Origin of the sequence: Fictibacillus sp. KU28468, assembly GCF_026153615.1 — a bacterium.
GTDB classification, from domain to species: Bacteria; Bacillota; Bacilli; order Bacillales; family Fictibacillaceae; genus Fictibacillus_C; species Fictibacillus_C marinisediminis.
Genome location: NZ_CP110666.1, coordinates 3,040,811 through 3,066,934, shown reverse-complemented (window position 1 = coordinate 3,066,934; position 26,124 = coordinate 3,040,811). Strand labels below are relative to the sequence as shown.

The window sequence follows — 26,124 nt, the reverse complement described above, 5'->3', positions numbered from 1 at the left end:
AACGATAGCGAATAAACGGCATTGTGCCAAAAAAAATCACCAATTCGTGTTGAATTGGTGAGCGGGTTATATCGCGTAAATAATTTTGAGGTGATGAAGGTTCCAGAAGACAGTCTCGCCCTCAGCATTGGTTAGTGCAAGCTTATGTTCAAAGACTTTTTTCAATAAACCTGTTTTTTGCAGATGGTCTCCCAGATCAAGAACGATCATTTGATTCTCAAGTTTTTTGCATTGTTCATCAAATGTGCGTGCAAGGGGGAGGGAGCTGTGGCTGATCGGCAAACTTGTTACGCTGAGCGTATAAGGAGTGACGTTATCTTTATAGGGAATCAGCCATTTTAAGTGGCTGAGTGTAATATACATTGTTTTATATACCGGGGAATAGAAGACAAAATAGTCATTCATGACGCTTGTAATGTAGCCGTGTAGAGTCTTGTTCCCGGTCACATAGATTTTTACAAAAAGCCCTTTGGCGTTCATTAACGTTTTTCTGAACGATATTTTATCAGTATGATGGTCAATCGGAACTTCCGCAGGAGCTACTATCGGGTCTTCTTCCAGCTCAGTTATTTTTCGGATGTTATGGACATGGATAGAGGGGATGTATAGGTACTCCATGCCATTAAATAATACAAAAATGTCCGGTCCCAAATCAACTAGAACTCCTGCGTGATGGTGCCCGCCAGATACTTCAATTGAGACGGTATTGTCCAATAATTCTTGAAACTCTTTACTTAAATCATTCTTCATTCAATTTCCTCCATAACCATTAAAATAACCAATGGACCCAGTAATATAAACAGACCAAGGTGAAGATCACAGTCGGTGGAATGACCACGATTGTGACTTTAAAATAATGTTTCCAGCTGATTTTCACATTGCCTTTTTTAAGCAGATGCATCCACATTAAAGTGGCGAGTGTACCGATCGGCAAGAGCAGGGATCCGACATCGCTTCCAATTACGTTGGCAAGGTAAGCTACCTTTAAGGTGAGGGGATCGAGGCCCATATTCGTCAGAGTCAAAGTCCCTACCATCAACGCGGGATGATTGTTAAACAGATTGGAAAGGACTGAGAGCGTGCCGCCCATCAGCAGACTTGCGTACAGGTGATGCTTGGCCACATAAGGTTTCAGGACATGAATAAGTGCATCCGTTAACCCGATATTGTGGAGCCCGTAGATAATGACATACATGCTGAAGGCAAATATAAGGATGTGCCAAGGCGTTTTTTTAAACATATCCATAGGATTGATTTTCAAATGGATCCATCGCCATCCTAAGAGAACAAGTGAACCAAAAACAGCCATGGCTTCAACCGGTATGCCAATGTAAGAAGCAACGAACAAACTGATCCTTACACAAAACACGAAGAGGAGAATTTTGTACATGAAGGAATCTTGATTTTTTAGAACGGGGGTATTTTCAGGCTTCAGTGGATGTGATTTTGGATTTGAAAAATTAATGGGACCCTGTGGCAGTTTGCGGGGCAACGTCTTATAAAAGTACATATAAAGCAGAAGAACGAGGAAAACAAGGCCTAGAGTTGCCGGTACAAACATCATGGCTGTTTGCATATAGAGGTCCATGCCCACAATTTTTAAGGAAATCAAGTTTACGATATTGCTTACTCCGATCGGGGCGCTGGATGCTGTAGCAATGAGTGCTCCGGAAAGCAAGTAAGGTATTTTCTGGTGATTCTTTAAACGAAAATGTTTCAGGAGCAGTATCAAGATAGGCGTTGTGATTAGAATGCTTCCATCGTTATTAAAGAATAGAGTCATGAAAAAACAAAGTAAATTCACATTCCAAAACAGTCGGATACCAGAGCCTTTTGACTTCTCGGCCAGTATTTGTGCCATCCAATTAAAGAATCCAAAACTCTCTAAAACGATTGCCATTACAATGGTAGCCGTGATGGTAATGGCAGCACCACTGATGGTTTCAGCTATTTTGCCAAGATCATGGAGGGAGACGGTTCCGCATAACAATACGATAATCGCTCCTATCGTTGCAGGGACGGCCTCATTGACATCAAAAGGACGCCAAAAAATGAAAATCAAGGTGAGAAGAAAGGAGAGAACAGTGATAGACACCATTATTTCAGTCAAAAACTTCACTTCCTTTTTAAGCTTTCTAAGATGGTGAAACTAGTGAAGTGATTATCTTTCTGCAGCATTCATCACTAAGGTACATCTATACAGTAATTATATGTGTCTAGTAAAAAACTTGTCCTAAGTCATTCACACAATTTACTAGAAATGTGCGGCGGACTCTATTTATCAATAAAAAAAGGAGCCCCCCTGCGAACAGGAGGGCACCTTCCTCTGCTATTGTTTCTATTGGACAAGTACCTTACTTGCTAGATACGATATTCTCTGTTTTTTTGACTAAAAATTGCAGTGTTTGATCATATTCACTTTTTAGTTCGCCAATAATTTGATGAACCGGCGTTACTTCTTTAATTCTGTTGACACCTTGGCCAGCTGACCAGATATCTTTCCATGCCCTGGCATCAGAGGAATCTAAATGAGACATATCAACAGCTTCTTTTTTCTTCAACTGGTCAGGGTCAAGTCCGGCATTGCGAATACTAGAAACGAGATAGTTGGCGTTTACTCCGCTGAACGCATCCGTATAAATGAGGTCCTCAAAGGATGATTCGATCAGCATCTCCTTATATTCATTGCTTGCGAAACTTTCGGATGCTGCTATAAAACGGGTCCCCATGTAGGCGAGGTCAGCTCCGAGTGCTTCGGCAGCCAGGATATCCTGACCATTATTAATGCATCCGGCAAGGATGGTGATTCCGTCCCAAAATTCCTTTACTGCACCGATAAAGGCGATCGGATTAATGGTTCCGGCATGTCCGCCGGCTCCGTTGCAGACCAGAATCAGTCCGTCAACACCGGTTTTGGCAGCTTTTTTGGCATGAACAAGATGAATGACATCCGAGAACACGAGACCGCCGTATTGATGGACGATTTCCACCACTTCCCCCGGATGTCCGAGGGAGGTGATGACAACAGGAGGCTGATGCTTTCGAATGAGCTCAAGATCCTGCTTATACCTCTTGTTTGTTTTATGTACAATGATGTTTACAGCCCATGGAGCAATTTTACGTTCAGGATCCTGAGCCTTTGCCTGTTTTAATTCTTCTGTAATGCGAAGCATCCATTCATCGAGCACCTCATTCGTTCGTGCATTGAGCAGCGGAAAAGAACCGATGATGCCTGATTTGCAGCCTTCGATGACGAGTTCAGGGCTTGAAACAAGGAACATGGGAGCTGAGATAACGGGCAATTCAAGCTGATTGACGAAATGTTCCGGCAATTTTGCGGACATTGAATTTCTCCTCTCTTTTGTTAGCTGAAATAAATGAATGAACTCTCATTCATTTATAGAAACCAAAACGGCTATATCTTATATTTAAGGTACTTTACCACCGGAATTCGGTCAAGAGCAAACGGTTACAAAAATACCAATTTTTCTATGATAGAATGGAAATAAATACTAATCAAAAAAGGAATGACGATAAAATGAAAACTTTTAAACATTGCCAAAGCTGTGGAATGCCTTTCTCAAGGGATGAAAAAGGAGGAGGGACAGAATTAAACGGTGAAAAAAGCAGAATGTATTGCAGCCATTGTTACGAGAATGGAAGTTTTGTAATCCCTGATCTTACTGCAGAAGAGATGAAAGAGCGAGTACAGGGGAAGATTGTGGAGTTTGGTGCTCCTCGTTTTATGGCCAAGTTTTTTACAATAAAGCTTCATAAATTGGAAAGATGGAAGTCAAACTAACTCATTTCAGGGAAGGATAATGATATGTCCAAAAAAGTGATTTTGGCAGGAGGCTCAGGGTTTCTGAGTGAAACTTTAGCATTTTTTACAGAAAAAGAGCTATGAAGTAATTGGATGGATCATACACGGTCGTCAATTTTACTGGAAAAAGTGTCAACTGCATTTATAAAAAGAAAAACAGAGAGGAGATTGTTTCATCGCGTATGGATTCGGTTCAGGTGCTGAGGGAAGGAAGCAAGAAGTGCAGCTCTCCACCGCAAGGGGCACTCCGTTCTTAGCTGGGTGTTTGTTTGGCTTGATATCGGGATGCCGTTTAAGAGCAGCGCTGAAGAAAAAGGCTGGATGTAAAAAAGCAACCCAAATTGAAACATTGGGTTGCTTTTGCTATTGAGATTTTGGGCTTTGGCAAAGGGGCGGTAGATGAGCGGAAAACCAGTTACCCGCCGAAATATAAAAAATGCCCGCGGAAATCATCCATTTACCGGCCAAAATATGAATTTTACCCGCCGAAACGGAGGCAATACCCGCCAAAATGGATTTATGTTAACTAGCGAGCAACTTGGAACTTCAACAAACTAAACTTTAGCCATTAAGCTTTCAATCTTTGCCTTTGCTTCCTCTGGTGATTCTAATTCCAACACAATCTTCTTATAAACAAAACCTTCCAGATCCAGAATCAGGACGTTCTTATGGTTGGAATAGGAGAGAAATACCCATTCGCTGTCATAGAGGAAACGGCCGTGCTTTACGTTTTTTCCGATTCCCGATGTGCCTACACGGAAGGCTAACGGGTTGATCTTAAAGTCATCTATTTTTACATTGCTTATGGATGAGAGAGGAACCTCAATTTCTTTTTTGAGCGATGCCGCTACCGTCAAACCTGTAAAATGGATGATAAGTTTATCATTTAAATATTCAATATGTCTGCTCATTTTATGAAAACCTCCTTTTATTAATGTGACGGGTAGGGATGGCAAAACGTTCATCTTGATAAAAAATATTTTTTTACGATTTCAAAGACCATATGTAAAAGCCCTGCATGATATAAAAAACAGATGCCCGAGAGCACCTGTTTTGTTCTTTCTATTAGTCGGCTTTTTTAAAATTATGCAAGCCGCAGTCTTCCTTTAGTTTCACTTGAACAACAACTGGATCATGGTCACTCGCACGGCCATGCTGTTCCATGAACTGAGAATTAATGTGGACGATATCTACATTTGTGTCTTTTTTCAGGTTGTTGGACACGAGGATGTGGTCCAGCACCTGAGCATTGCCTTGGTAAGAATAAGAGTAGCGTTCTGGGTATGGAACTTCCTGAATCATATCGGAAAGTTCATTTCCTTTTACCTCTTCAAGGGCAGGGGTAAATTCAAAATCGTTAAAATCACCTAGCAGTACAACATTTGCTTTTGGATCATCGGCTTTAATGCTTTTTACGAAGTTGTTGACGATGCCGGCAATTTGCAGACGCTGAACCTCACTGCTTAAAACAGGAGGCTGGTTTTTACCGAACATCGGCTGATCTCCGCCTTTGGAGTTGAAATGGTTTGCGATGACAGTTACTTTTTCTCCATTGAATAAAAACTGTGCAGCCAATGGTTTACGGCTGTTTTCAAATGCAGGGTTCGCCGGATCGATACGGCCTGGGTTTAATGAAAGCTTGCCATTCTTGTATTCAACAGCTTGTGTTGCTGTTCCTTTTGTTCCAGGGGCAAGAGACACGCGATCAGGGTTGTAAATAAAGGCTACACGGATGTTCCCGCCAGGAATCCCTCCGTCCTTGCCATCAATGGGAGCGATGTCAGTATATTCGTAAGAAGGTCCGCCTTTTGCTTTAATTTCATTGATGAGACGATCAGCGCTGTCCTTTGCATCGGTCTTTCCATCGTTTACCGGTCCGTCACCATCTTGCATTTCAATAAGTCCCACAATATCAGGGGCATTCAGGTTATGGACGATGGAATCAGCAATCCGTTCTGCTTTTTCATCGCTCGTCCCATCTTTGCCATCTTTGTTGGCAGAGAAGTTCTCTACGTTAAAGCTTGCGATCGTTAATTTCTTATGTTTTCCTCTCAGCTTTGTGGTTTCAGGCTTTGTTTTGCCTTCCACAAAGGTTGGGAGCTGGTCTTTGTTCGTCAGTACTTTATAGTTGCTGAAGCTGTAGCTCATGACCCCTGTTATATTGCCTTTGAAGTAATCTCCGGATTTAGCAATAAAGCTGCTGTCGTTAATATCCACGAAAATTCGTTCAGGGTTGTAGTCTGCTTTTGAAATATTAATGGCTCCGGAGGTATTAAACGGTGTGTTACCTTTGTTGTTCGTCACAACTACCAGTTCCCCGTAGTTTTGAGGAGCAACGATTTTCGGGTTATCCACTTCGACACGCATGCCTTCTAAACTTTCATAAAAATCGATTCCATCTTCTTTAGGGTCAAAAAGCCCAAAATTGTCATTATCAATGATTTGTGTTGGAATATGTCTGCCTTTATCTCCAAGTACCACGGTAGCTGGAAGGGCATGGCCACTTTCCGTTACGGTAACAGAGCCCCCGTTTTCTGCGTTGATTTCAGTAACAGGAAGATCAGTTTTTAATTTATCCGGATATCCGTCAAGCACCCATTCTTTTACCTGGCCTGTCGTTTTCACAAGATCTCCGTTTTTTAAGCCGTGGTTCTTTTTGTAAATCAGGATGCCTTCAGAAGTGTTCTCATCAAGGTCAGGGGTGGTGTCCTGCATATAGAAGTTGTTGGCATCGACCACGTGAGTTACAACACCCTCTACATCCGCAACTGATTTATTTGCGAATGGAGACTGGTGTGAAGCTCCTTGAATGTCGTGAATTCGAAGTCCTGTTAATGCGACCGTATATTTAAAAGAAGAGATTTCACTGTTTTTAAGGCCGTCTTTGATGGCGATCGCTTTTACGGTTGCATCTTCATTAATGGTAAGTGGTTCACTGTATCGGCTGCTGCTGGATGTTGGATTGGTTCCGTCCAGAGTGTAATAGACCGCAGCATTTTCGGTAGCCGTAGATAAAGCTACTTTTGTTCCGCTTTTCACCAATCCAGAGTCAGGGGAAGCAGTAACCGGTTCAGCTTGAGGTTCTGATGGCGTATCTCCTGTAAAAGAAAAGCTTTTGGCGTTCTTATGCCCCGGAACGGAGAAATAGGCCATTAAATCACCGGTAATCTGAACTTTTTTGCCCAGGTTTTCGGGATGAGCTTTAAGATTTAAACCATCTCTCACTGCCCCAGCCGGCAGCTGTACAGGAAGGATTTTTGCTTTGTTTGTTTCAGCAGGAGAATCTGCGATGGCCAGATTTGTATCTTGCGAGAAAGGAGCCGACAGCTGAAAAGAAATAGATGTTCCGCTTCCGCCTTTCACTGCACCAACAATGTATCCTTCGACAGTTTTATCGGATCCGGTATTATTGGAAATGGCATCGGATACCGAGATCACATCAGCAGCAATGGCCTTTTTTGAAACCATCGGAGACAGCATGCTGACGATAAAAACCATAATCAATGCAAGGCTGAATAACTTTTTGTAGCTCTTTGTCTTCATGAATTTTCACCCTTTACTTCATATTTTTAAATATAAAAGCGGATTTTGCTTAAAAAGCTTTATTAATCTAACACCCATTTGTTAAAAAATAGGTCGTTTATTGTAAATATATCATGTAAAAACGGTTACAAATGGCTTATGAGGAAAAATGAGGAAAATTACCTTGGTTAATAATCTTTATTAGTAACATTTACCTAAGTAGTGGAGAGCCATGAACCCTTAAAGAGATAGGATGAATGAAGTTATATTACGAAAATTCAGTACCAGTATAAATTGCGAATTAAACCTTGGCTGCTGCAAACAGCCAAGGTTTTTTGTATAAAGGAACATTATTTCCTGGAGAATAATTGCATGTTTTGTAATATTTTGAGAGAATTTTTATCTTTCGTTTTTTCTTTGTTCGTCTTTTGGTATGGTAAATAGACATTGTAAGCAGGAAGGATGGGTAGAGAATGGCACGGGCTGAAAAAGAAAAAATGATCGCCGGGGAAATGTATCTTGCGGGTGATCCTGAGCTGATTAATGAAAGACAAGCAGCAAGAAAACTGACGCGAATCTATAACCAGACAGTTGAAACGGATGATGAACAGAGAGTTTTTCTTTTAAAGCAGCTTTTGGGAAGTACAAAAAAGAATCTTTATATCGAGCCGGCGTTTCGATGTGACTATGGGTATAATATCCACGTTGGAGAGAATTTCTACGCAAATTTTGATTGTGTGATATTGGATGTATGTGAAGTCAGGATTGGGGATAATTGTTTATTGGCGCCAGGTGTCCATATTTATACGGCAACCCATCCGCTGCATCCTGTTGAGCGTAATTCAGGGAGTGAGTTTGGAAAACCTGTTACGATTGGCGACAACGTATGGATCGGCGGCAGAGCCGTCATCAATCCAGGCGTTACGATTGGTGATAATGCCATCATTGCATCCGGAGCTGTAGTAACGAAAGATGTGCCAGCAAATGTGGTAGTGGGCGGAAATCCGGCTCGAATTATAAAAACGATTGAAATATGAGAAAAGGGGCTGTCCTGAAAGGCGAAAATTGACCTTCAGCAGTTCCTTTTTGGCTTGAAAATCTTCAATGAAAAGTTAATTGAAGTGGAAGATGCGAGACTCCTCGAAAATGAACTTCACATTTTCTTCGTGCGATAAAAAGCTGCCGGAGCCTTCCTTGTCCTGCGGGACTAGCGTGACAGGTGAGACTCCCGCCGGTGCTTGCACCAAAAAGTAGGCGTTCACGCCGGTAAGGCTCACCGCACGCCCCTCGAAAGTAGGAGCTCGCGCCGGTAAAAGCGAGCAGCCTGGAACGGAAATCAACAGCTTTCAGACTTCTTGGACAGCCCCTTTCCTAGTTACAGGGAAGGGGATGCCGATGATCTGTCTGTCCTTAAATGCAGAAATCGTTTCTTTATTCAGTATCACAGAACCAGAAGAAAAAAGATGGCCAGCAGTCTTTTCTTTTTCATGAACTTATCACCCCGCATTTATATTGGCCTCAAAACGTCGAAATCCAGCTGAAGAAGAGTAGTCGGCTGGTTTGTTTGTGTGAATTATAAAGTAGGTTGGACGGGGTGCTCTTCTTTTTGCAAGGCTTTCCCTTTTCTTAAAATATATGCGTTAAATCCAATGTAATAGGCTCCCAGAATAAAGAAAACAAAAGCAGTCAGCGGATCTCTTGTAAAATGCTGGCCATATTGCGTGTTTTGCACTGATTGTGTACCTGATGAAGAGGCAAGAAGCAGGAAACGGTACAAGAAACGCCCCAAAAAGAGAATCAGGACCGCAGCCTCGATCCACTTGTGTGTCCGGTAAAACAGCTGGGATTCCCGCCATTGATATGTACTGTGTTTGGCTGCAAATACGACAAGGACAACTCCGATCAGGGTGCCAGGCACCGCGTAAAGGAGAGTAGTCGGATGCATGGCCGCGTTTGCCAGAAAAGCCATCATGATGACAGCAAAAATGATCATCCTGAAAACCAGCCTTCCTGGCTTATAAGGCTGAAAACCAATGGTCCTTTTCGTTCTGCGATAAATGATAAATGCCATGAGCATCAAAGGAACCGCCATTTGTTGAATGTGCATTCAAGCACCTCCTTCATTTCACTTTCCACTAAATGTATTTATTTGGAGTATATCATTCTGCTATTAAAGACTGCACACTTTTATTCCAAAAAATCACTTAATATGTTTTCAATATATTAAATTAGGGTATATTTGTTAGTTGGTTACTAATTGTTATCTCATTGTAATCTAATTTTCATCCTCATGTCATAATGGGTTGTTAGAATTGGCTAGGAATTCATTAAACAGGAGGATGTTATTTTGAAAAAATTAGTTTCGGGAATTATTGTAGCAGGTGTTCTTGCCGTCAATCCAGTAGCAGGCCATGCAGCACTTGGAGACAACACGCTTAAGCCAGAAACCCATGATTCAGACGTTCAGGACCTCCAGTCATTGTTGAAAAAGAAAGGTTATTTTACATACCATGAAACAACTAACTACTTTGGACCATACACAGAGTCAGCAGTAAAGAAATTGCAGAAAGAAAAAGGAATGAATGTTGATGGAGTCGCAGGAGATTCTGTCTATAAAGCTCTCGGTGTATTCAGCAAGCAGGCGATTGTGGACCAAGCAGAAGAATACCGTGGAACTCCTTATGAGTGGGGCGGAGAAACACCGGATGGCTTTGATTGCAGCGGTTATTTAAATTACATTTTCGATAAAGCTGCAAACATTGATCTTCCGCGCGTCGTGAAAGATATTCATAAAGAAGGAACCTCTGTAGATTCTCCGCATGTTGGAGATATTGTCTTCTTTGATGTTGAAGGGAACGGCAATCTTTCTCACGCCGGAGTGTATGTAGGCGATGGGAAATTCATGCATGCTTCTTCTTCTAAAGGAGTAACCACTTCTGAGTTGGACAGCTCTTACTGGGCCCCTAAATATGAAGGTGCAAAGCGCTATAGATAGTTTTACCGGTGCCAGGCACCGCAATTACACAAGTGTGTAATCGTGGTGCCTGGCACCATTTTTTTTTTATCCGCTTAAGGAAATGTTAAGGAATGCCTGGTATGCTTGGCAATATTGTATTCGGATTTCAAAAAACAACTTGGAAAATATGTGCAAATAATATATTACTGGATAACGCCATGAAGCATACGGGACAGGGTGATCAAATTCTGTTATCTGCAAAAAAAGCAGCTTCTTCGATCGATCTGATGGTGAAGGATAACGGACACGGAATAGCAGAAAGTGAAAGGGAGCGGATATTTGACCGGTTCTATCAAAGTGATAAGGCAAGAACGGATGCCGAAGGGCTTGGCTTGGTTTATCCATCGCACAATGGATCATCGAAAAGCATAACGGAAAGGTGAAGGTGGAGAGCGAGTTAGGAAACGGTACAGCGTTTATCATCACGTTTCCAAAATAAAAGGGGCTGTCCAAGAAGTCTGTAAGCTGTTGATTTCCGTTCCAGGCTGCTCGCTTTTACCGGCGCGAGCTCCTACTTTCGCGGGGCGTGCGGTGAGCCTTACCGGCGTGAACGCCTACTTTTTGGTGCTAGCGCCTGCGGGAGTCTCACCTGTCACGCTAGTCCCGCAGGACAAGGAAGGCTCCGGCAGCTTTTTATCGCACGAAGAAAATGTGAAGTTCATTTTCGAGGAGTCTCGCATCTTCCACTTCAATTAACTTTTCATTGAAGATTTTTCAAGCCAAAAAGGGGCTGCCTGAAGGTCAATTTTCGACTTTCCGGACAGCCCCTATTTGTTTTGTCCAGCACCAGCGCTTGTTGGACTTAAGCCAGGGCGCTTACGCTTTACTACTTTAGATAGCCCAGTTACCTTTGGTGAACAATGGGATACGTTTTCCATCTTGATATTCAGCTTCAATTTCAAGGTCTGCAGAACCAATCATAAAGTCGGTGTGGCCATGGCTTTGATTGACTCCTTTTGCTTCAAGCTCTTCTTTTCTTAGCTGCTCTGCCCCGGGTATGTTCATACTGATAGCATTGCCTAATGCAAGGTGACAGGAAGCATTTTCATCAAATAAAGTGTTGTTGAACACGATCCCTGAGTTAGAGATTGGAGAGTCGTACGGAACAAGAGCGACTTCGCCAAGATATTTCATTCCTTCATCGATGTTAAGGAGCTGCTTTAGCGTATCCTCGCCTTTTTCCGCCTTAACATCTACCACTTTTCCATTTTCAAAGGTTAAGCTGAAGTTCTCGATAATGTTTCCCATTGCCGATAATGGCTTCTTGCTTGATACCGTTCCATTTACTCCCTCTTTAAGCGGGGCAGTAAATACTTCTTCGGTCGGCATATTCGGTATGTAAAACGTGTTGAATGTGGAGTGATGGCCGCCGCCGATCCATTCATGTTCAGGATGAAGGTCAATGCTAAGATCAGTACCTTCTGACTTATAGTGCAGCGTTTTAAATTTCTGCTCATTCAAATAATTCACTTTATTTAGCAGCGTTTCTCCATGCTCTCTCCATGCTGCTACTGGATCTGGCTGATCGACACGAACCGTTTGGAAAATCGCTTCCCAAAGGGCCTTAATGGCATCGTTTTCATTTTTTTCAGGGAAAACACTCTTTGCCCAACCGGCAGTCGGAGCTCCAGCGATTAGCCAAGGAACATCACCTGCAAGTCTTGCTTTTGTGAATTTTTCAAGTCGTTCACCTGCGTTCTTTTGCACAAGCAATAAGCGCTCGGATGGAACTCCTTGAAAGGCATTGGGATCATTCCCAGTCACCATGAGCATACAGTCATTGTTTTCCATTAAACTTTCTTGCATGTCAACTTGCCACTGAGGAATATTATCTTTCAATACCTCTTCAGAAGCGTTGTTTAAGTGAATACGGCTTGTTTCTGTATCTGACCATTCTACAAAGACGCGCTTGCAGCCGTTCTTATAAGCATGTTCTGTTACCTTGCGCGTAAATTCTGCAGCTTCAATGGGTGAATTGATCAGTAAACGCTGGCCGTCCTGGACATTAAGGCCCACTTTTACAACAAGTTCTGCGTACTGGTCCAACTTTTCTTCAAACGTTTTCATTGTATCCCTCCTATTCTTTGATTCTACTACAGGTAAGGAACAAGGTGCTATTATGAACAATTTAGGGGGAGAGATTTTGTAAAGGATCATCCTTCTTGGGTATACTAGTGCACTAGAAGGGAGTGTTATTCATGAAATTGGATCATACCGGTATAGCGGTACGAAGAATAAATGAAGCGATTGATTTTTACACAACCAACCTGGGAGGTAAACTGGTTCATCAGTATACGAGCGAGAAACCAGGGGTTGAAACACATATCGCCGTTATCGAAATGGACAATCAAGTCATAGAACTTTTAGAACCTACGAGTAAAACATCTCCGATCGAACGGTTCATCCGCCAAAAAGGAAAAGGTGTCCACCATCTGGCATATGAAGTGGACAACCTTGAAGAAACGATACGAGAGTATGAGGGTCGAGGAATCACATTTTTAAAAGATACCTATCGGATTAATCCATATGGAAGAAGGTTAATTTATATTAATCCGGTTCACACGCAGGGTACGATTATTGAGTTGTGTGATTATATTAGAAGCAATGATTAATTTCTTTTGAAAGGGTATAGCTTGTCATAGTTTTTGTGAACAGAAGGAAAACGGTTTGTACACAAAAAAAACAGTAAGCCGGCACACCGGCTTACTGTTTTAAATTAATCAACGATCTGAATACCATTACGGTCTTTTTCTTTATTCAATTGATATAAGCGGTACGTATGGCTGACGATAACCTTAAGAAGGGCATAAAATGGAACGGCCAGTATCATGCCGAGAAAACCGCCCATGTTGCCGGCAACTAGCAGGATAAGGATGACAGTTAGCGGATGGACATCCAGTTTTCTTCCCATGATCAGTGGAGAAGTTACGTTTCCATCGATCTGCTGCACCACAATGACCACGATAGCTACCTTTAAGGCCATGAGCGGCGACATGATCAAACCAATGATAATAGCCGGTATAAAGGCGATAAACGCACCAAGAAACGGAATGATATTGGTAATCATAGCGACTATGGCAAGAATTAAAGAATAATCAAGGCCGATAATGCTGTAGCCGATGTACATCATTACACCTACTAAAAAGGCTGCGGTTGCTTGTCCCTGAATATAAGAGCTTAGTGCCTCATCCATATCTTTTAAGATTCGTTTCGCTTCTGCTGCTTTTAAATAGGGAAGGAAGTTCTCTACTCTGTTGCCAAGTCCTTCACTATCCTTCAGCAAATAAAACACGATAAACGGAACCGTAACGATAACTGTAGCAACGCTCGTAATGATGCCGATCAGGCTGGAGATCTTGGTGCCGATGTTGCCGGCAAAGCCTTTGGCGTAATCGCTTGCCTTGGAGGTAAGGCTGTCGAACGTAATGTAATCATTTTGCTGAAAACGTGAAAACCATTCATTCTGCTTCAGGCTGTTCACTTTATCGTTAAGCGAGTCTACGATCTGCGGAGCATTGTTAATCAGGCTTTTAAATTGGCTCTGCAGCTGCGGGCCTAATAGGAAAACAAGCAAAGTCCCGAGACCGATGAACAGCAGATAGATGATCAGGATGGAAAGCACTTTCGGTACCTTGTGGCGATCTAAGTAATAGACGATCGGTCTTAATAAATAAAAAATAACCCCGCCGATCAAGAATGGGAAGAATAAGGTAGTAAAAATAATTTCCACCGGACGGAAGATAAATTCCACCTTGGATGAGAGTAAAACAATGACCAATAAAATGATAATTGCGTAGCCTATCCGAAAAGCTTTTGTGTTTGGCATAACATCACCTCAGTTTCGATTGTTTGCAGTATGAAAGCTATGTGTATTATTTTATCATTTAACCGCTTCTCTTGCCTGTTTCCATCTTTTCATAAAAATGGCAGAAGACTCTGCTTTTGTGTCATCGATTTGCCGTTCATTGACTTTGCCGTCTTCACCGTAATTATTTCCTCCTTTGTAGTTTGCATATCTTGGGCACGTGTATAGCCCATCTGCAGAAACTTTCTTGCCATATCCATTCCGACAAGATCGTCTTTCTCTTTGTAGTTCAAAAAGAGTCCGTAAATCTTTTGAGAGGATTTCAATGCAATTTCTGGAGTTTTAAACCGCCAATGAGGCAGAATCTCCCCTTAATAGGGTTCTGCTAAAAGGACTCCCTGTTCACCACGGCCGACACGGTATTTTTCTGGATGCTTGCGAAAATTTATTGTTTTGAAGTCTAAGTCATAATCAAATGCCATCTCGCACCGCCTACTTATTACCACCATTGTTCCCTTTTATAGGGATTCTTAAAACGAGAATCTATGGCTATCATAGCATGAACCATAATCCCGAAGTCCAGTACCCAGATGCTTGAAGCCACAGAAATCTGGTGCCGTTCAGCGTAGTCCGTACACGGTAATTTCACCTTTCTATTAAACAGTAAAAAGCAGGAGGGCAAGCGAGCCATCCTGCTTTTTTATGAATTAAGGCTGACGAAGAGGAATGAAAATCTAAACCACCAATAGAGCATAAAAGAGCAGCCTAGCAGAATGATGATGGCCCATGGGGAACCGCTCAGCATACCAGTAATCAAATGATCCCATTCCGTGTTGCCTTCAGGACGTCCTAAAGCAAAAGTAAAACTGATTACAGGTGTTGCGATGACAAATGTAAGATTAATAATGGAAGCTTTTAAATGTACTTTTTTGAACAGATTTGTGATGGTTGCCAATAAAGTCAGCGCTATAAAAGAGTAAAATAGCAGCCAGACCCAGTCAGGAAGTGTTTCATGCACCATATAAACGGCCTCCAATAGTCTCTATAATTTTCACATCCATCTGTATCCTAAAGGAGAACAGGAAAAATCGCATAAGAATTTTTTACTATTTTTTACATTTTTAGGTTTGGCCACTGTGTTTTTATTCAACTAATTTGTGAATAATGCCTCCGGTTACTTGGCAATTTCCGTTCCTTGAATTACCATTAGTTACGTATAGTTGAAGAGAAAGAGGGATGAGTATGGGATATATCGTGACTGCTATAATTGCTGGTTTGATCGTAACAGGGCTTACCGTTGCCATTGGTCTCCAAAAGGATGAAAAATACGGGTCCTCAACGAAAAATAATCTGAGCAGGCTTACTGCAATTTATGTTGTTTTGATTCTCGTCTGTATCATCGGTTTAGGCATTTATATCGGAAACCGTTAAATGTAAGAGAAACTGAAAATGAAGAGAGGGAACAGCCATGAAATCTGTCATACTTGATGTGGATACGGGGATTGATGATGCTTTGGCAATCGCTTATGCGATCCATTCTCCGGAATTAAACGTACTCGGCATTACAACAGGTTTTGGAAATGTATCAGCAGAAGAAGCGACAAGAAATACGCTTCAGGTTCTTCAATTATTAGAGAGAGCAGATATTCCAGTTTTTCAAGGCGCAGAACGGCCGTTTCGCAGAGAAAGCACTCGCCATAGAGCTTATGAAGTCCATGGGGAAGATGGTTTGGGAAACATTCAGCTGCCGCTGCCCGAACCCTTCTCACCAGGACAGCATGCCAGTGATTTTATCATCTCTATGGTGAAAAAACATCCAAATGAGATCACTCTTATCACGGTTGGTACACAGACCAATCTGGCTCTCGCTGTTGAAAAAGATCCTTCCATTACAGGATTGGTGAATGAAGTCGTGATTATGGGCGGCGCAGTCACTGTCCCGGGAAATGTTACACCTGCTGCAGAAGCCAATTTTTATGCGGATGCTGAGGGGGCGGATTTTGTACTTAACTCAGGGCTGCCTATAACTTTGGTCGGACTGGATGTGACGATGAAGACCCTGTTGCTGAGAGAAACATTGGCGGAGTGGAGAGGCTGCGGATTAAAGACTGCTGAAATATTTGCGGATATGTGCAGTTTCTATATGGATTTTTATGAAAGAAAGAATCCAGGTCTCGGCGGCTGTGCTCTTCATGATCCATTAGCCGTCGGAGTTGCAGTTGATCCCACGTTTATCAGTACAAAACCGATGAATGTCCGAGTATCGACAGAACAGGAAAAGCTTGGCCAGAGCAGGGGTGTGGAAACAGATAAGGGAATCTCTGTCGGCATTGAAGTTGATGCAGAACGTTTCAGGACACATTTCCTCAATCGAATTCTTCCTGCCAGTAGAAAGGAGAACCTTCATGCTGGACATTAAAGTGATTCCCGCTGAACAAACCTACGAGATTAGACATAAAGTGCTTCGGCCCAATCAAACGCTGGAAGATTGCCAGTTTCCTGGCGATCATGATCATGGAACGTTTCATCTTGGAGCCTATAAGGGTGATAAACTCATTTCTATCGCTTCCTTTTATCAAGAGAATCATCCTGATATTGAAGGAAACGTGCAGTACCGTCTGCGCGGAATGGCGACCCTTGAAGAATACAGGAAAGAAAAGGCGGGAAGCAGACTTCTAATAAGTGCCGAAGACATGTTGAAGAAGAAGCATACTGATTCCTGGTGGTGTAATGCAAGAGTTGGAGTGGCGGGTTATTATAAAAAGCTTGGTCTTCGTGAACACGGTGAGGTGTTTGATCTGCCGCCGATCGGACCGCATATCGTGATGTATAAAACGTTAAAGTAATAGGATTTTAAGAATACGATAAAAAAAGCCAGAATATAGTGTATCAAGTGAATACATCACTATACCTCTGCTGATCAGAAATGCTGAAGGCTCACTCTTTTATTCAAAAGAAGTGAGCCTTTTTATGTTCATGAGAGAGCAGCGGGAAACTAAAAGGAGGGAAGAACAGTGAATGTCTTTTTAACCATCGTGAACATTGTTGTGTTATTGCTGCTTGCTGGCGGTTTGTATTACCTTCAGCGTAAGAAAGTATCCTTTTCAAAACGTGTCTTTGCGGCTTTAGCTGCAGGAATTGTGTTTGGACTCATTCTCCAGTTTGTTTATGAGCCTGCATCCAAGGTGCTGGCCAACTCGACCGACTGGTACTCCATCATGGGAGGAGGATATGTAAAATTCCTTCAGATGGCGGTAATGCCGCTTGTTTTCGTTTCTATTTTGTCTGCTTTTACAAAATTAAAACTCAGTAACAACGTCGGCAAAATCAGTGGTTCGGTTATCGGAATATTGCTCGGAACAACAGCCATCGCGGCTGCGATCGGAATTGCAGCAGCACTATCCTTCCATCTCGAAGCGGTCCAGATCACGAAAGGCGCTCCAGAGCTCGCACGTGCAACAGAGCTTCAGACCACGTTTGACCAGATCAAAGACAAGACACTGCCTCAGCAGGTTCTTGACCTCCTTCCTGGAAATCCGTTTCTGGATTTTACGGGGGCCCGTCCGACTTCAACGATTGCGATTGTCATTTTTGCCGCTTTTGTAGGAATAGCCTACCTGGGAGTCAAACGGAAACAGGCAGATCAAGCTGCACTGTTCGCCAGTATTGTGGAAGCGGTTCATGCTATTGTCATGCGGGTTGTTACATTGATTCTCCGGTTAACCCCTTATGGAGTCCTCGCACTGATGACCAAAACGGTAGCTCTTAGTGATCTGGACGCCATCGCAAAACTTGGGAAATTTGTGATCGCCTCTTATATAGCATTGGCACTCATGTTTATCATTCACCTGCTGTTTATTACATTCTCTGGGTTAAGTCCTGTCACGTATATTCGCAAAGCGTTTCCGGTTCTGTCCTTTGCCTTTACTTCCAGAACGAGCGCAGGTGCGCTTCCTCTTAACATCAGTACACAAAAGAGCCTTGGAGTACCTGAAGGAATCGCCAACTTTGCAGGCTCCTTCGGGCTTACCATCGGACAGAACGGGTGCGCGGGAATTTATCCGGCCATGCTTGCTGTTATGATCGCGCCGTCTGCAGGAATTGATCCGCTTACTCCGTCTTTCATACTCAGCCTGATTGTTATCGTCGTAATCAGTTCCTTCGGGATTGCTGGCGTTGGGGGCGGCGCAACATTTGCTGCACTTCTCGTTCTTTCCTCTATGAACCTTCCTGTCGCATTGGCTGGTTTGCTCATTTCTGTTGAACCTCTGATTGATATGGGAAGAACCGCTTTGAATGTTAGCGGAGCCATGACCGCCGGTATTCTGACGAGCAAGGCGAGAAAAGAATTGGATACTGAAGTCTACAACGCACAGGTCAATGAACTAAAAGCAGAAGCATAAAGCTTTATTAATATTGTCAATTAATTGCCTATCTCAATAGAAAATAAAAACAGCCGGGGATAAGCTCAATCATCCCGGCTGTTCTTCAATACTATTCACAATCTAATTAAAAATAATCTGCGGAGTAAACACCAGGTCAGAAACTTCTTCTACAATTGATTCTTCTTCAGCTTCTTCCATCCCAAATCCATTCCATCTTTCAAATAGCTGAATTCTCCCGTCCGGAAGAGTTTTTGGAGTGGAAGAACATTTGCCGCTTTTGATTTCATGCTTTCGATTAATATGGCTATAGGTAAATTCAATGCTGCCGTCTTCTTTTACGATGCCGATCATGTTTCCCTTGAGAACATCTCCTCCTGAATACGTTGCGCTTAAAATGTCATCCTCCTGTTTATACGTAAAATAGATTTTCGAAGATGTTTCTCCATTCTCTGAACTTTTCACGGATACAAAACGCCGACCATTATAGTTGACCATTTAACGCGTCCTCCCTTTAAAGTTTTAAAGACAATGATAACAAAAGAATATGTATTTGAAAACAGAAAATTCTGTTTTTCTTAATCAAAAGTAAAAACAGGCCCGATTTTGAGAAAAAGGGCCTGTCTTTTTGTCATTCATCATGCTTTTTTCTTTTTGCGCTTTTCGTACCGCTCCTTTGCTTGCTGATAGCGGTGAATTTCTTCTTGGTTCACTGGCACGAGGGGAGGGACCGGTGATGGCCTGCCCTCCGCATCTACGGCAAGCATGGTAAACAGGGCCCTTGACGTAAGCCGTTTTTCGCCTGTTAGAAGGTTTTCAGATTCTACTTTAACGAAAATTTCCATGGATGTTCGGTGGGCACATGTGACATAGGCTTCAAGATTGATAGCTTCACCGGTTTTGATCGGGCCAAGAAATTCAAAGGAATCACTCGAAACAGTCACGACCGGTTTACGGCAATGCCGCATGGCAGTTATGCAGGCGATCTTGTCTACATAAGCCATGACTTTTCCGCCGAAGACAGTATGGTGGTGATTCGTATCTGGCGGGAAAACTAAATCTGTTAAGCAGGTTTTCGATTGCTGAACGGTCTTTGCTTCAGAAGGAAAGGAGGCAGGAATTTGAGAAGCCATGTTACGAGACTGCCTCTTTCTTTCTGACCAGAGCCGCAGCAGCTGTCATATTTTTGAGAGATTGAATGGTTTCTGATATGTTTCTTGTTTTCAGTCCGCAATCAGGATTTACCCACACCTGGTCTTCGTGCAATACTTCGAGAGTTTTTTCAATCATCACCCTCATCTCTTCAATTTCAGGTATTCGAGGGCTGTGAATATCATAAACCCCAAGGCCGATTCCTTTTTCATATGTCTGCCACGTGAAGGCAGAGATCAGCTCACCATGGCTTCTGGATGTTTCAAGAGAGATAACATCGGCATCCAGCTTGCTGATGACGCCAAGAAACTCGTTGAAATCGCAATAGCACATATGGGTGTGAATCTGGGTGGTTTCTTTTACAGTGCAGGTGGTCAGCAAAAAGCAGTTAACAGACCAGTCTATATAATGCTGCCACTTGCTTTTCTTCAGTGGCAGACCCTCTCTTAATGCGGGTTCATCTACTTGGATCATGGTAATGCCGGCAGATTCCAGTGCAAGCACTTCTTTTTGCAGGGCATTTGCTATTTGATAGCAGACATTCTCTCTTGAAATATCATCCCGGACAAAGGACCAGTTTAAGATGGTCACCGGCCCGGTAAGCATTCCTTTTACCGGTTTATCGGTCAGAGACTGTGCATACACACTTTCGTTTACGGTCATTGGTTCACTGAAATCGACATCACCGTAGATGACAGGCGGTTTAACGCAGCGAGATCCATAGGACTGAACCCATCCATTCTCTAAGAAAGCAAACCCGTTAAGTTTTTGTCCGAAAAATTCCACCATGTCTGTTCGTTCAAACTCCCCATGAACAAGAACATCTAAGCCAATATCTTCCTGGATTTTAATCCACTTTTCAATTTGGCTTTTAACAAATTGATCATACTGTGCTTTCGTCCATTCCCCTCGCTTATGTTTCCCCCGGGCCTGCTTTACTTCCGGGGTCTGTGGAAAGCTTCCAATGGTTGTCGTAGGGAGGAGAGGGAGGTTCCAAACTTCCTGCTGTTTTTGTTTTCTGTTCATGTAAGGCTGATTCCGCTTGAGGTCTTTGCCTTGAGCTTTTTCAACCTCCCATAAAACCTCCGTCCGGTTTCTTGCCGGAGAGCTGTTTAGCAAGTAAAGAGCATCATCATACTTCTTTATTGCTTCTTGTTGCGAAGGTGATGACAGCAATCGCAGTTCTTCCAGTTTTTCGTCAGCAAAGGCAAGACTGTTGTATAGTTCTTGCGGAAGGGAATGTTCGTGTTTGGCTGAAACAGGGACATGAAGCAAGCTGCAGGAGGGCTGGATCCATATTCGTTCGGATGCAGCCAGTTCTTCAAGCTGGAGTATAAGCTCTTGCTTTTGGCTCAAATTAGCACGCCATATATTTCTGCCGTCAAGTATGCCTGCACCCAGCACTTTATCCTCTGGGAACCCATGCAGACGCATCTCATCCAGTGTTTTTTCGCCATGGACAAAATCCAGTCCGATCCCCTGGACAGGGAACTGAATGATTTCTTTGTAATGCTCTGCGCTCTCAAAGTACGTCTGCAGCATAATATTAAGACCGGAAGCGGCTTTATGGAACTGTTCATAGATTTTCTTGGATACTGATAGTTCTTCTTTGGATAGGGAAGTAACGAGAATGGGCTCGTCGATTTGAATCCATTGGGCGCCCGCCTGTTCCAGTTCCTGAAGAATTCGGCAGTATAACGGGACAAGTTGGGAAAGCAGCGTGTCTTCCTGTTCGGGAAGGTATCCTTTTGCACATTTTATAAAAGTAACAGGCCCGACAATAACCGGTTTTCCTTCAATCCCAAGCTTCTCCTTTGCTTCCTTGTAAGCGGTAAGAGGCCTGTTTTCCACTAACCTCGGCGCACGGTCTTCCCATTCCGGCACGATATAATGGTAGTTTGTGTTAAACCATTTGGTCATTTCACACGCAACGGCTTCTTGTTTTCCTCTTGCCATGCCAAAGTAAAGGGAGAGAGGATTTTCCACTGCTTCAAATCTTTTTGGCACCAGCCCGAACATCACTGACATATCGAGCATGTGATCATAAAGTGTAAAATCATTGACTGGAATAATATCTATGCCCATGTCTTTTTGCTTTTGCAGATTTGCAAGCCTGATCTGTTCCATCTGCTGCAGAAAACTGGCTTCCGTCAGTTCTCCTTTCCAAAATGCTTCCAGTGCTCTTTTCCACTCCCGATTGCTGCCGATACGGGGATATCCCAAGTTGCTCGTTTTCATGTGTCATCTCTCCATTCTTTTAGATACTAAATATGGCAATAAAAACAAAAAAGCATTCCCAACGCCAGTGACAGAACGTTAGAAATGCCTGAAAAAGGGTAGAGTAAACCCCATTGTATGCAAGAATCTAACACCTCCCTATCTCCCGTAGGTTAAAACAGTGTTGTTGAAACAAGGCAGGTCTCCTGACTCAAGGGTTATATACCGAGCTGCATCCCTTCCCAACCTGCTGGCCAGTGGTCATTATGAGCTCGTTTCCTTTTACAGTGGCGGGACCGTGCCGGATTTTCACCGGGCTTCCCTTTTTCATCCATTGCATTTGTGCAATGGAACCTTGTCTCCACTATTATGTAATTTGATTTTGAAAATTTAGACAAGCCTATCATATCTAAAATAGGAAGTCAACGCATCAAAAGCAGAGAGAAGATGTGGAATTACTTTACTTCCAGCTATCTATATAGGTAAATGTTGTTTATAATAAAGGTGGATAACTATGAAAATAATAAAGGCAGGATGATAGAATGATAGGGAGAAACAGATTTGGAATCCGCGCAAAAATTTTTGCTGGATATCTAGTGATTATTCTTTGTCTGATCGTATCAATAGTAGCAGTAAATAATCAGATTGCCTCTATGCAAAAAGAGCGGAATTTTATTATTAATCATGACATAGAAATTCATTCGCTGACAAACGAGATTGAAAAGCAGGTTCTCGATATGGAAAACGGGCAGCGCGGTTTTATTATTACCGGGGATGAGAGCTATCTTAAACCCTTTAACCTGGCAATGAACAGTTTGGAAAACGATTATAAAAAGCTCTATGGGCTGATTGCCGATAATCCAGCACAGCAAAATAGGCTCGAGGAAATTAATAAATCCATTCACAATTGGCTCCAGAAAACAGGAAATCCGTCGATTCAGCTGAAGAAGGAAAACAAGGATGGAGAAGTTCTCTCTCTCATTAAAAAAGATGTAGGCAGCCAAAGTGTAGAACAGATCCGCAGCCAGTTTGACACGTTCAGAACCACTGAAAAAGGCTTGACGAAAGAACGGGCGGACAGGCTTGACGAGCAGAACAAATTCCTGAAAACAGGGCTCTTTTCTTTATTGGTTATTGTTGTGGCTGTTTCATCACTTATTGCGTCTTTTGTTTCAGGCTCGATCATTAATACCATTAAGGCTGTTGTAAGTTCCATTACGGCTATGTCATCTAACGGTGACGTTACCCAGCGCATACATGTAAAAACGAAAGATGAAATCAAAGACCTGGCTGAAGCGACCAATGAACTGCTTGATAAAGTTGAGCAGAGGGAATGGCTGCAGTCCAGCACGAATCAGGTAGTCGAAAGATATCAGGGAACATCTACGATTAAAGTGCTGGGAGAGAAATTTGTTACAGGTGTTGCCCACTTAACGCAGGCCTCCATGGGTGCTCTCTATATCCGGGAAGGGAGCGGAGAACAATCCCGATACGTTAAAAAAGGTTCGTTTTCAGAGCCTATCGGAGAACCAGGGCGAGAGGCGTTTAAACAGGGGGAAGGCCTTATCGGGCAATGTGTGTCTGAGAAACGCATCCTTGTGGTGGACAGGCTGCCCGCGGATTATCAAGTCATTGGTACAGGGCTTGGAGAAGTTCGTCCTAAGAGCTTGCTGATTGCCCCTGTTCTGAATGAGCAGGAAGTGATCGCAGTTTTGGAACTTGCTTCACTTGACACATTTACAGAACAGCACATTGAGCTGATCGAAAACGCAACAAAAACTTTTGGCCTGACCATCGACAGTGTGATTGGCAGAATGGAAATTGTCCGCCTGCTGAAAGAATCTCAGGCGATGACAGAAGAACTTCAAGCACAATCCGAAGAGCTTCAGACACAATCCGAAGAACTGCAGATGCAATCCGAAGAACTGCGCATGATTAATGAGCAGCTTGAACAGCGTTCCATTGAAGCAGAAGGAAAATCGGCAGAACTTCAGAACGCAAAAGTACAGCTTGAAGAAAAAGCCAAGCAGCTGACATTAAGCTCCAGGTACAAGTCTGAATTTCTTGCCAATATGTCACATGAGCTGAGAACACCGCTTAACAGTATTCTGATTCTTTCTGAGATGCTTGCTGAGAATTCTTCGAATAGCCTTTCTTCTGAAGATGAGGAGTTTGCGAGGGTGATTCACACCTCAGGCCAAGACCTGCTTAACCTGATTAACGATATTCTGGATCTTTCAAAAGTCGAAGCAGGTAAACTTGAAATGTATTTCAGCGAGATGAACATGAGTGAGCTTCCTGGGCAGTTTGAGCGGAATTTCGGACCCATCGCCGATCAAAAGAACCTTGAGTTTGAAATCATTAAAGAGAAAGATGTACCAGATATTTTCTATACGGATGAGAAGAGGTTCCAGCAAATTATTAAAAATCTTCTATCCAATGCCTTTAAGTTTACCGAAGAAGGCAAGATTTCTCTGCATATCGAAAAAGAACCTGTTTTTGACCTTCAGAACGGTGCAGACCACTTGCTTAAAATTACGGTTAAAGATACGGGAATCGGAATATCCAAGAACAAACATGATTTAATTTTTGAAGCATTCCAGCAGGGAGATGGAGCAACTGTCCGTAAATATGGGGGTACAGGCCTGGGCCTATCCATATCCCTTGAATTTGTAAAACTGCTGGGCGGCCGGCTGGAGCTCGAAAGTGAAGAAGGGAAAGGAAGCACTTTTACCTTGTATATTCCTAGCCTCCCTAACGGACTTGCGCCGGTTCAAGAGCTGGATGAAGCAGTGAGCGAGGTTGCTGCTGCCATTTCTCCTGAAGTTCAGGAAGAAAACAGAGTACTTGAGGGACTTAATAAGAACGATCGGCCGGCTGCAGAACAGGCTCCAGCTGATATCAGCTCCTTTAAGGGAAAAACCGTATTGATAGTTGATGATGATCACCGCAATATTTTTGCTTTAAAAACAGCACTGGAAAACGAAAAAATAAAGGTTATTACGGCTTCTAACGGAACAGAATGTCTGGAACTGCTGGAAAGGGAGCAGAACATTGATATGATCCTGATGGATATCATGATGCCGGTTATGGATGGATATGAAACCATGAGAAGGATCCGGGAGAACGAAAAAAACTCCGGTGTCCCTATTATCGCTCTGACTGCAAAAGCGATGAAGAATGACCGTGAGAAATGTCTTGAAGCCGGAGCATCGGATTATATCAGCAAGCCTTTGAAGATTGAACAGCTCTTTTCGGTCATGAGGGTATGGATTACAAACAAGTAAGGACGAACATAGATGATGAATGATCAAATTATTGCAAGTGAAGAAGAACTTGAAATTGGATTCGTGGAAAACATGGAGGCCGATCTCCTTTTAGAAGCGATCTATCGGCTTTCCGGCTTTGATTTCAGAAAATATATGAGATCATCTATTATCCGCCGGATCCAGAACCGAGTGCGTATGGAACGAATTCCAACGATAACGAGACTGCTCGAGAAAGTTATCCATGAAAAAGGTTTTCTCGAAAAATTGCTCAACGATTTTTCAATCAATGTAACTGAAATGTTCCGTGATCCCGAATTTTTCAAGGCCTTCCGGCAACGAGTGGTTCCTGAGTTAAGGAAAATGCCCGAGATTCGTATATGGCATGCGGGCTGTGCTACGGGTGAAGAAGTCTATTCAATGGCGATATTGATTGAGGAAGAGGGCTTGGCCGATAAAACCACAATCTATGCTACAGATATGAATGAAAAAGTACTGGAGAAGGCAAAGCAGGGAACATTTTCTCTGCTAAAGATGCAGACCTATACAAAGAACTACATGCAGGCAGGTGGAAAAGAGGCATTTTCAGAGTATTATACGGCCGATGAGCATTTTGCCTATTTCCATCCTTCCCTTTTACGCAATATTATTTTTGCTCAGCATAATCTCGTCACCGATTCTTCCTTTAATGAGTTTCATGTCATTATTTGCCGTAATGTATTGATTTATTTTACAAGTGAACTTCAAAATCAAGTGCAAGGGTTGTTCTATGAGAGTCTATGTCCAAGTGGCTTCCTTGGACTCGGCAACAAAGAATCTCTTCGCTTTTCCGAAAAGACTTCATACTATACTGAGTTTGATGCAGCTGAAAAAATATATAGAAAACTAGATTAAAAAAGACGGGCGAATTGATCGTCCGTCTTTAGCCTTTTATTGAAATG

27 protein-coding genes, 1 pseudogene and 1 riboswitch are annotated in these 26,124 nt (G+C 42.7%); of the genes and pseudogenes, 14 read left to right on the top strand and 14 right to left on the bottom strand.

The features are described 5' to 3' along the window. Positions 1 to 66 precede the first annotated feature (66 nt). The 3 genes from OKX00_RS15950 to OKX00_RS15940 form a co-directional block, all read right to left on the bottom strand. Positions 67 to 750 (bottom strand): DUF2642 domain-containing protein, encoded by a 684-nt coding sequence (locus tag OKX00_RS15950; RefSeq protein ID WP_265407989.1) that lies wholly within the window; start codon positions 748 to 750, stop codon positions 67 to 69. A 19-nt stretch (positions 751 to 769) separates the two neighbouring features. Beyond that, on the bottom strand, positions 770 to 2,110 hold the full coding sequence (locus tag OKX00_RS15945) for an arsenic transporter (RefSeq protein WP_265407988.1): 1,341 nt from the start codon (positions 2,108 to 2,110) through the stop codon (positions 770 to 772). A 244-nt stretch (positions 2,111 to 2,354) separates the two neighbouring features. Then, positions 2,355 to 3,344 carry an NAD(P)H-dependent flavin oxidoreductase gene (locus tag OKX00_RS15940; RefSeq protein WP_265407987.1) on the bottom strand — a complete coding sequence of 330 codons (990 nt, stop codon included), beginning with the start codon at positions 3,342 to 3,344 and terminating at the stop codon, positions 2,355 to 2,357. 194 nt (positions 3,345 to 3,538) lie between these two features. On the opposite strand from OKX00_RS15940, the gene OKX00_RS15935 reads away from it, so the two are divergent. Both OKX00_RS15935 and OKX00_RS15930 read left to right on the top strand, forming a co-directional pair. After that, on the top strand, positions 3,539 to 3,802 hold the full coding sequence (locus tag OKX00_RS15935; RefSeq protein WP_265407986.1) for a zinc ribbon domain-containing protein: 264 nt from the start codon (positions 3,539 to 3,541) through the stop codon (positions 3,800 to 3,802). 420 nt (positions 3,803 to 4,222) lie between these two features. After that, positions 4,223 to 4,381: a hypothetical protein gene (locus tag OKX00_RS15930; protein ID WP_265407985.1), complete on the top strand. Its 159-nt coding sequence runs from the start codon at positions 4,223 to 4,225 to the stop codon at positions 4,379 to 4,381. Here OKX00_RS15930 and OKX00_RS15925 read toward each other — a convergent pair. Then, a complete protein-coding gene (locus OKX00_RS15925) occupies positions 4,378 to 4,734 on the bottom strand; it encodes a hypothetical protein (RefSeq protein WP_265407984.1) in 357 nt (118 codons plus the stop codon). The genes OKX00_RS15930 and OKX00_RS15925 overlap by 4 nt on opposite strands. 154 nt (positions 4,735 to 4,888) lie before the next feature. Then, the gene (locus OKX00_RS15920; RefSeq protein WP_265407983.1) at positions 4,889 to 7,366 is read right to left on the bottom strand and encodes a DUF6359 domain-containing protein; all 2,478 of its coding nucleotides are present in this window, start codon (positions 7,364 to 7,366) and stop codon (positions 4,889 to 4,891) included. A 452-nt stretch (positions 7,367 to 7,818) separates the two neighbouring features. On the opposite strand from OKX00_RS15920, the gene maa reads away from it, so the two are divergent. Beyond that, on the top strand, positions 7,819 to 8,382 hold the full coding sequence (gene maa / locus OKX00_RS15915) for a maltose O-acetyltransferase (RefSeq protein WP_265407982.1): 564 nt from the start codon (positions 7,819 to 7,821) through the stop codon (positions 8,380 to 8,382). A 75-nt stretch (positions 8,383 to 8,457) separates the two neighbouring features. Here the strand turns inward: maa and OKX00_RS15910 are convergent, their stop codons facing one another. Both OKX00_RS15910 and OKX00_RS15905 read right to left on the bottom strand, forming a co-directional pair. Further along, positions 8,458 to 8,685 (bottom strand): hypothetical protein, encoded by a 228-nt coding sequence (locus OKX00_RS15910; RefSeq protein WP_265407981.1) that lies wholly within the window; start codon positions 8,683 to 8,685, stop codon positions 8,458 to 8,460. Positions 8,686 to 8,918: 233 nt separating this feature from the next. Beyond that, a complete protein-coding gene (locus tag OKX00_RS15905; protein WP_265407980.1) occupies positions 8,919 to 9,452 on the bottom strand; it encodes a CcdC protein domain-containing protein in 534 nt (177 codons plus the stop codon). Between the two features lie 240 nt (positions 9,453 to 9,692). Here OKX00_RS15905 and OKX00_RS15900 point away from each other — a divergent pair, with 240 nt between their 5' ends. The 4 genes from OKX00_RS15900 (at position 9,693) to OKX00_RS15890 (ending at position 11,057) form a co-directional block, all read left to right on the top strand. Next, complete coding sequence (locus OKX00_RS15900; RefSeq protein WP_265407979.1) at positions 9,693 to 10,340, top strand: C40 family peptidase; 648 nt, start codon at positions 9,693 to 9,695, stop codon at positions 10,338 to 10,340. Positions 10,341 to 10,441: 101 nt separating this feature from the next. Further along, positions 10,442 to 10,744 (top strand): sensor histidine kinase, encoded by a 303-nt coding sequence (locus tag OKX00_RS15895; protein WP_265407978.1) that lies wholly within the window; start codon positions 10,442 to 10,444, stop codon positions 10,742 to 10,744. Continuing rightward, a complete protein-coding gene (locus OKX00_RS23380) occupies positions 10,741 to 10,800 on the top strand; it encodes a hypothetical protein (RefSeq protein WP_416054345.1) in 60 nt (19 codons plus the stop codon). The genes OKX00_RS15895 and OKX00_RS23380 overlap by 4 nt, the downstream gene beginning before the upstream one ends. 29 nt (positions 10,801 to 10,829) lie before the next feature. Then, a complete protein-coding gene (locus OKX00_RS15890) occupies positions 10,830 to 11,057 on the top strand; it encodes a hypothetical protein (RefSeq protein WP_265407977.1) in 228 nt (75 codons plus the stop codon). A 135-nt stretch (positions 11,058 to 11,192) separates the two neighbouring features. Here the strand turns inward: OKX00_RS15890 and OKX00_RS15885 are convergent, their stop codons facing one another. Further along, positions 11,193 to 12,428, bottom strand: a complete 1,236-nt coding sequence (locus tag OKX00_RS15885; protein WP_265407976.1) for an aminopeptidase — start codon at positions 12,426 to 12,428, stop codon at positions 11,193 to 11,195. A gap of 131 nt (positions 12,429 to 12,559) precedes the next feature. Here OKX00_RS15885 and OKX00_RS15880 point away from each other — a divergent pair, with 131 nt between their 5' ends. After that, positions 12,560 to 12,973 carry a VOC family protein gene (locus OKX00_RS15880; protein WP_062239755.1) on the top strand — a complete coding sequence of 138 codons (414 nt, stop codon included), beginning with the start codon at positions 12,560 to 12,562 and terminating at the stop codon, positions 12,971 to 12,973. Positions 12,974 to 13,077: 104 nt separating this feature from the next. Here the strand turns inward: OKX00_RS15880 and OKX00_RS15875 are convergent, their stop codons facing one another. From OKX00_RS15875 to OKX00_RS15865, 3 genes and pseudogenes are all read right to left on the bottom strand, one after another. Continuing rightward, positions 13,078 to 14,187 carry an AI-2E family transporter gene (locus OKX00_RS15875; RefSeq protein WP_265407975.1) on the bottom strand — a complete coding sequence of 370 codons (1,110 nt, stop codon included), beginning with the start codon at positions 14,185 to 14,187 and terminating at the stop codon, positions 13,078 to 13,080. Between the two features lie 54 nt (positions 14,188 to 14,241). Then, positions 14,242 to 14,648 (bottom strand): annotated as a pseudogene (locus OKX00_RS15870) (DUF4385 domain-containing protein). A 218-nt stretch (positions 14,649 to 14,866) separates the two neighbouring features. Then, complete coding sequence (locus tag OKX00_RS15865) at positions 14,867 to 15,187, bottom strand: hypothetical protein (RefSeq protein ID WP_265407974.1); 321 nt, start codon at positions 15,185 to 15,187, stop codon at positions 14,867 to 14,869. 221 nt (positions 15,188 to 15,408) lie between these two features. Between OKX00_RS15865 and OKX00_RS15860 the strand changes: the two genes are divergently transcribed. The 4 genes from OKX00_RS15860 (at position 15,409) to OKX00_RS15845 (ending at position 18,569) form a co-directional block, all read left to right on the top strand. Continuing rightward, positions 15,409 to 15,597: a hypothetical protein gene (locus OKX00_RS15860; RefSeq protein ID WP_053355003.1), complete on the top strand. Its 189-nt coding sequence runs from the start codon at positions 15,409 to 15,411 to the stop codon at positions 15,595 to 15,597. 37 nt (positions 15,598 to 15,634) lie between these two features. Beyond that, positions 15,635 to 16,585, top strand: coding sequence for a nucleoside hydrolase (locus tag OKX00_RS15855; RefSeq protein ID WP_265407973.1), 951 nt, complete (start codon positions 15,635 to 15,637; stop codon positions 16,583 to 16,585). Next, a complete protein-coding gene (locus OKX00_RS15850) occupies positions 16,572 to 17,012 on the top strand; it encodes a GNAT family N-acetyltransferase (RefSeq protein WP_265407972.1) in 441 nt (146 codons plus the stop codon). Before OKX00_RS15855 ends, OKX00_RS15850 begins: the two co-directional genes overlap by 14 nt. A 168-nt stretch (positions 17,013 to 17,180) precedes the next feature. Continuing rightward, positions 17,181 to 18,569 carry an L-cystine transporter gene (locus tag OKX00_RS15845; RefSeq protein ID WP_265407971.1) on the top strand — a complete coding sequence of 463 codons (1,389 nt, stop codon included), beginning with the start codon at positions 17,181 to 17,183 and terminating at the stop codon, positions 18,567 to 18,569. 102 nt (positions 18,570 to 18,671) lie between these two features. Here OKX00_RS15845 and OKX00_RS15840 read toward each other — a convergent pair whose 3' ends face one another. The 3 genes from OKX00_RS15840 to metE all read right to left on the bottom strand — a co-directional run bounded on the left by OKX00_RS15840 (position 18,672) and on the right by metE (position 21,938). Beyond that, positions 18,672 to 19,046 carry an avidin-fold protein gene (locus OKX00_RS15840; RefSeq protein ID WP_265407970.1) on the bottom strand — a complete coding sequence of 125 codons (375 nt, stop codon included), beginning with the start codon at positions 19,044 to 19,046 and terminating at the stop codon, positions 18,672 to 18,674. A 140-nt stretch (positions 19,047 to 19,186) separates the two neighbouring features. Next, positions 19,187 to 19,681 carry an acyl-CoA thioesterase gene (locus OKX00_RS15835; RefSeq protein ID WP_053354998.1) on the bottom strand — a complete coding sequence of 165 codons (495 nt, stop codon included), beginning with the start codon at positions 19,679 to 19,681 and terminating at the stop codon, positions 19,187 to 19,189. A 1-nt stretch (position 19,682) separates the two neighbouring features. Then, entirely contained in the window at positions 19,683 to 21,938 is a 2,256-nt protein-coding gene (gene metE, locus OKX00_RS15830) for a 5-methyltetrahydropteroyltriglutamate--homocysteine S-methyltransferase (protein ID WP_265407969.1), read from the bottom strand. A 157-nt stretch (positions 21,939 to 22,095) separates the two neighbouring features. Beyond that, a riboswitch (cobalamin riboswitch) is annotated at positions 22,096 to 22,290 on the bottom strand. A 169-nt stretch (positions 22,291 to 22,459) separates the two neighbouring features. Here metE and OKX00_RS15825 point away from each other — a divergent pair. Then, on the top strand, positions 22,460 to 25,204 hold the full coding sequence (locus tag OKX00_RS15825) for a CHASE3 domain-containing protein (RefSeq protein WP_265407968.1): 2,745 nt from the start codon (positions 22,460 to 22,462) through the stop codon (positions 25,202 to 25,204). A 15-nt stretch (positions 25,205 to 25,219) separates the two neighbouring features. Continuing rightward, the gene (locus tag OKX00_RS15820; protein WP_265410563.1) at positions 25,220 to 26,077 is read left to right on the top strand and encodes a CheR family methyltransferase; all 858 of its coding nucleotides are present in this window, start codon (positions 25,220 to 25,222) and stop codon (positions 26,075 to 26,077) included. The last annotated feature ends 47 nt before the right edge of the window (positions 26,078 to 26,124 follow it).

What these genes read in the sequence shown, in the direction of transcription:
- OKX00_RS15950 (WP_265407989.1), bottom strand. Translation starts at nt 750, where the DNA reads ATGAAGAATGATTTAAGTAAAGAGTTTCAAGAATTATTGGACAATACC.
- OKX00_RS15940 (WP_265407987.1), bottom strand. Translation starts at nt 3,344, where the DNA reads ATGTCCGCAAAATTGCCGGAACATTTCGTCAATCAGCTTGAATTGCCC.
- OKX00_RS15935 (WP_265407986.1), top strand. Translation starts at nt 3,539, where the DNA reads ATGAAAACTTTTAAACATTGCCAAAGCTGTGGAATGCCTTTCTCAAGG.
- OKX00_RS15930 (WP_265407985.1), top strand. Translation starts at nt 4,223, where the DNA reads ATGAGCGGAAAACCAGTTACCCGCCGAAATATAAAAAATGCCCGCGGA.
- OKX00_RS15925 (WP_265407984.1), bottom strand. Translation starts at nt 4,734, where the DNA reads ATGAGCAGACATATTGAATATTTAAATGATAAACTTATCATCCATTTT.
- OKX00_RS15920 (WP_265407983.1), bottom strand. Translation starts at nt 7,366, where the DNA reads ATGAAGACAAAGAGCTACAAAAAGTTATTCAGCCTTGCATTGATTATG.
- maa (WP_265407982.1), top strand. Translation starts at nt 7,819, where the DNA reads ATGGCACGGGCTGAAAAAGAAAAAATGATCGCCGGGGAAATGTATCTT.
- OKX00_RS15905 (WP_265407980.1), bottom strand. Translation starts at nt 9,452, where the DNA reads ATGCACATTCAACAAATGGCGGTTCCTTTGATGCTCATGGCATTTATC.
- OKX00_RS15895 (WP_265407978.1), top strand. Translation starts at nt 10,442, where the DNA reads ATGCTTGGCAATATTGTATTCGGATTTCAAAAAACAACTTGGAAAATA.
- OKX00_RS15885 (WP_265407976.1), bottom strand. Translation starts at nt 12,428, where the DNA reads ATGAAAACGTTTGAAGAAAAGTTGGACCAGTACGCAGAACTTGTTGTA.
- OKX00_RS15880 (WP_062239755.1), top strand. Translation starts at nt 12,560, where the DNA reads ATGAAATTGGATCATACCGGTATAGCGGTACGAAGAATAAATGAAGCG.
- OKX00_RS15875 (WP_265407975.1), bottom strand. Translation starts at nt 14,187, where the DNA reads ATGCCAAACACAAAAGCTTTTCGGATAGGCTACGCAATTATCATTTTA.
- OKX00_RS15865 (WP_265407974.1), bottom strand. Translation starts at nt 15,187, where the DNA reads ATGGTGCATGAAACACTTCCTGACTGGGTCTGGCTGCTATTTTACTCT.
- OKX00_RS15860 (WP_053355003.1), top strand. Translation starts at nt 15,409, where the DNA reads ATGGGATATATCGTGACTGCTATAATTGCTGGTTTGATCGTAACAGGG.
- OKX00_RS15855 (WP_265407973.1), top strand. Translation starts at nt 15,635, where the DNA reads ATGAAATCTGTCATACTTGATGTGGATACGGGGATTGATGATGCTTTG.
- OKX00_RS15850 (WP_265407972.1), top strand. Translation starts at nt 16,572, where the DNA reads ATGCTGGACATTAAAGTGATTCCCGCTGAACAAACCTACGAGATTAGA.
- OKX00_RS15840 (WP_265407970.1), bottom strand. Translation starts at nt 19,046, where the DNA reads ATGGTCAACTATAATGGTCGGCGTTTTGTATCCGTGAAAAGTTCAGAG.
- OKX00_RS15835 (WP_053354998.1), bottom strand. Translation starts at nt 19,681, where the DNA reads ATGGCTTCTCAAATTCCTGCCTCCTTTCCTTCTGAAGCAAAGACCGTT.
- metE (WP_265407969.1), bottom strand. Translation starts at nt 21,938, where the DNA reads ATGAAAACGAGCAACTTGGGATATCCCCGTATCGGCAGCAATCGGGAG.
- OKX00_RS15825 (WP_265407968.1), top strand. Translation starts at nt 22,460, where the DNA reads ATGATAGGGAGAAACAGATTTGGAATCCGCGCAAAAATTTTTGCTGGA.
- OKX00_RS15820 (WP_265410563.1), top strand. Translation starts at nt 25,220, where the DNA reads ATGAATGATCAAATTATTGCAAGTGAAGAAGAACTTGAAATTGGATTC.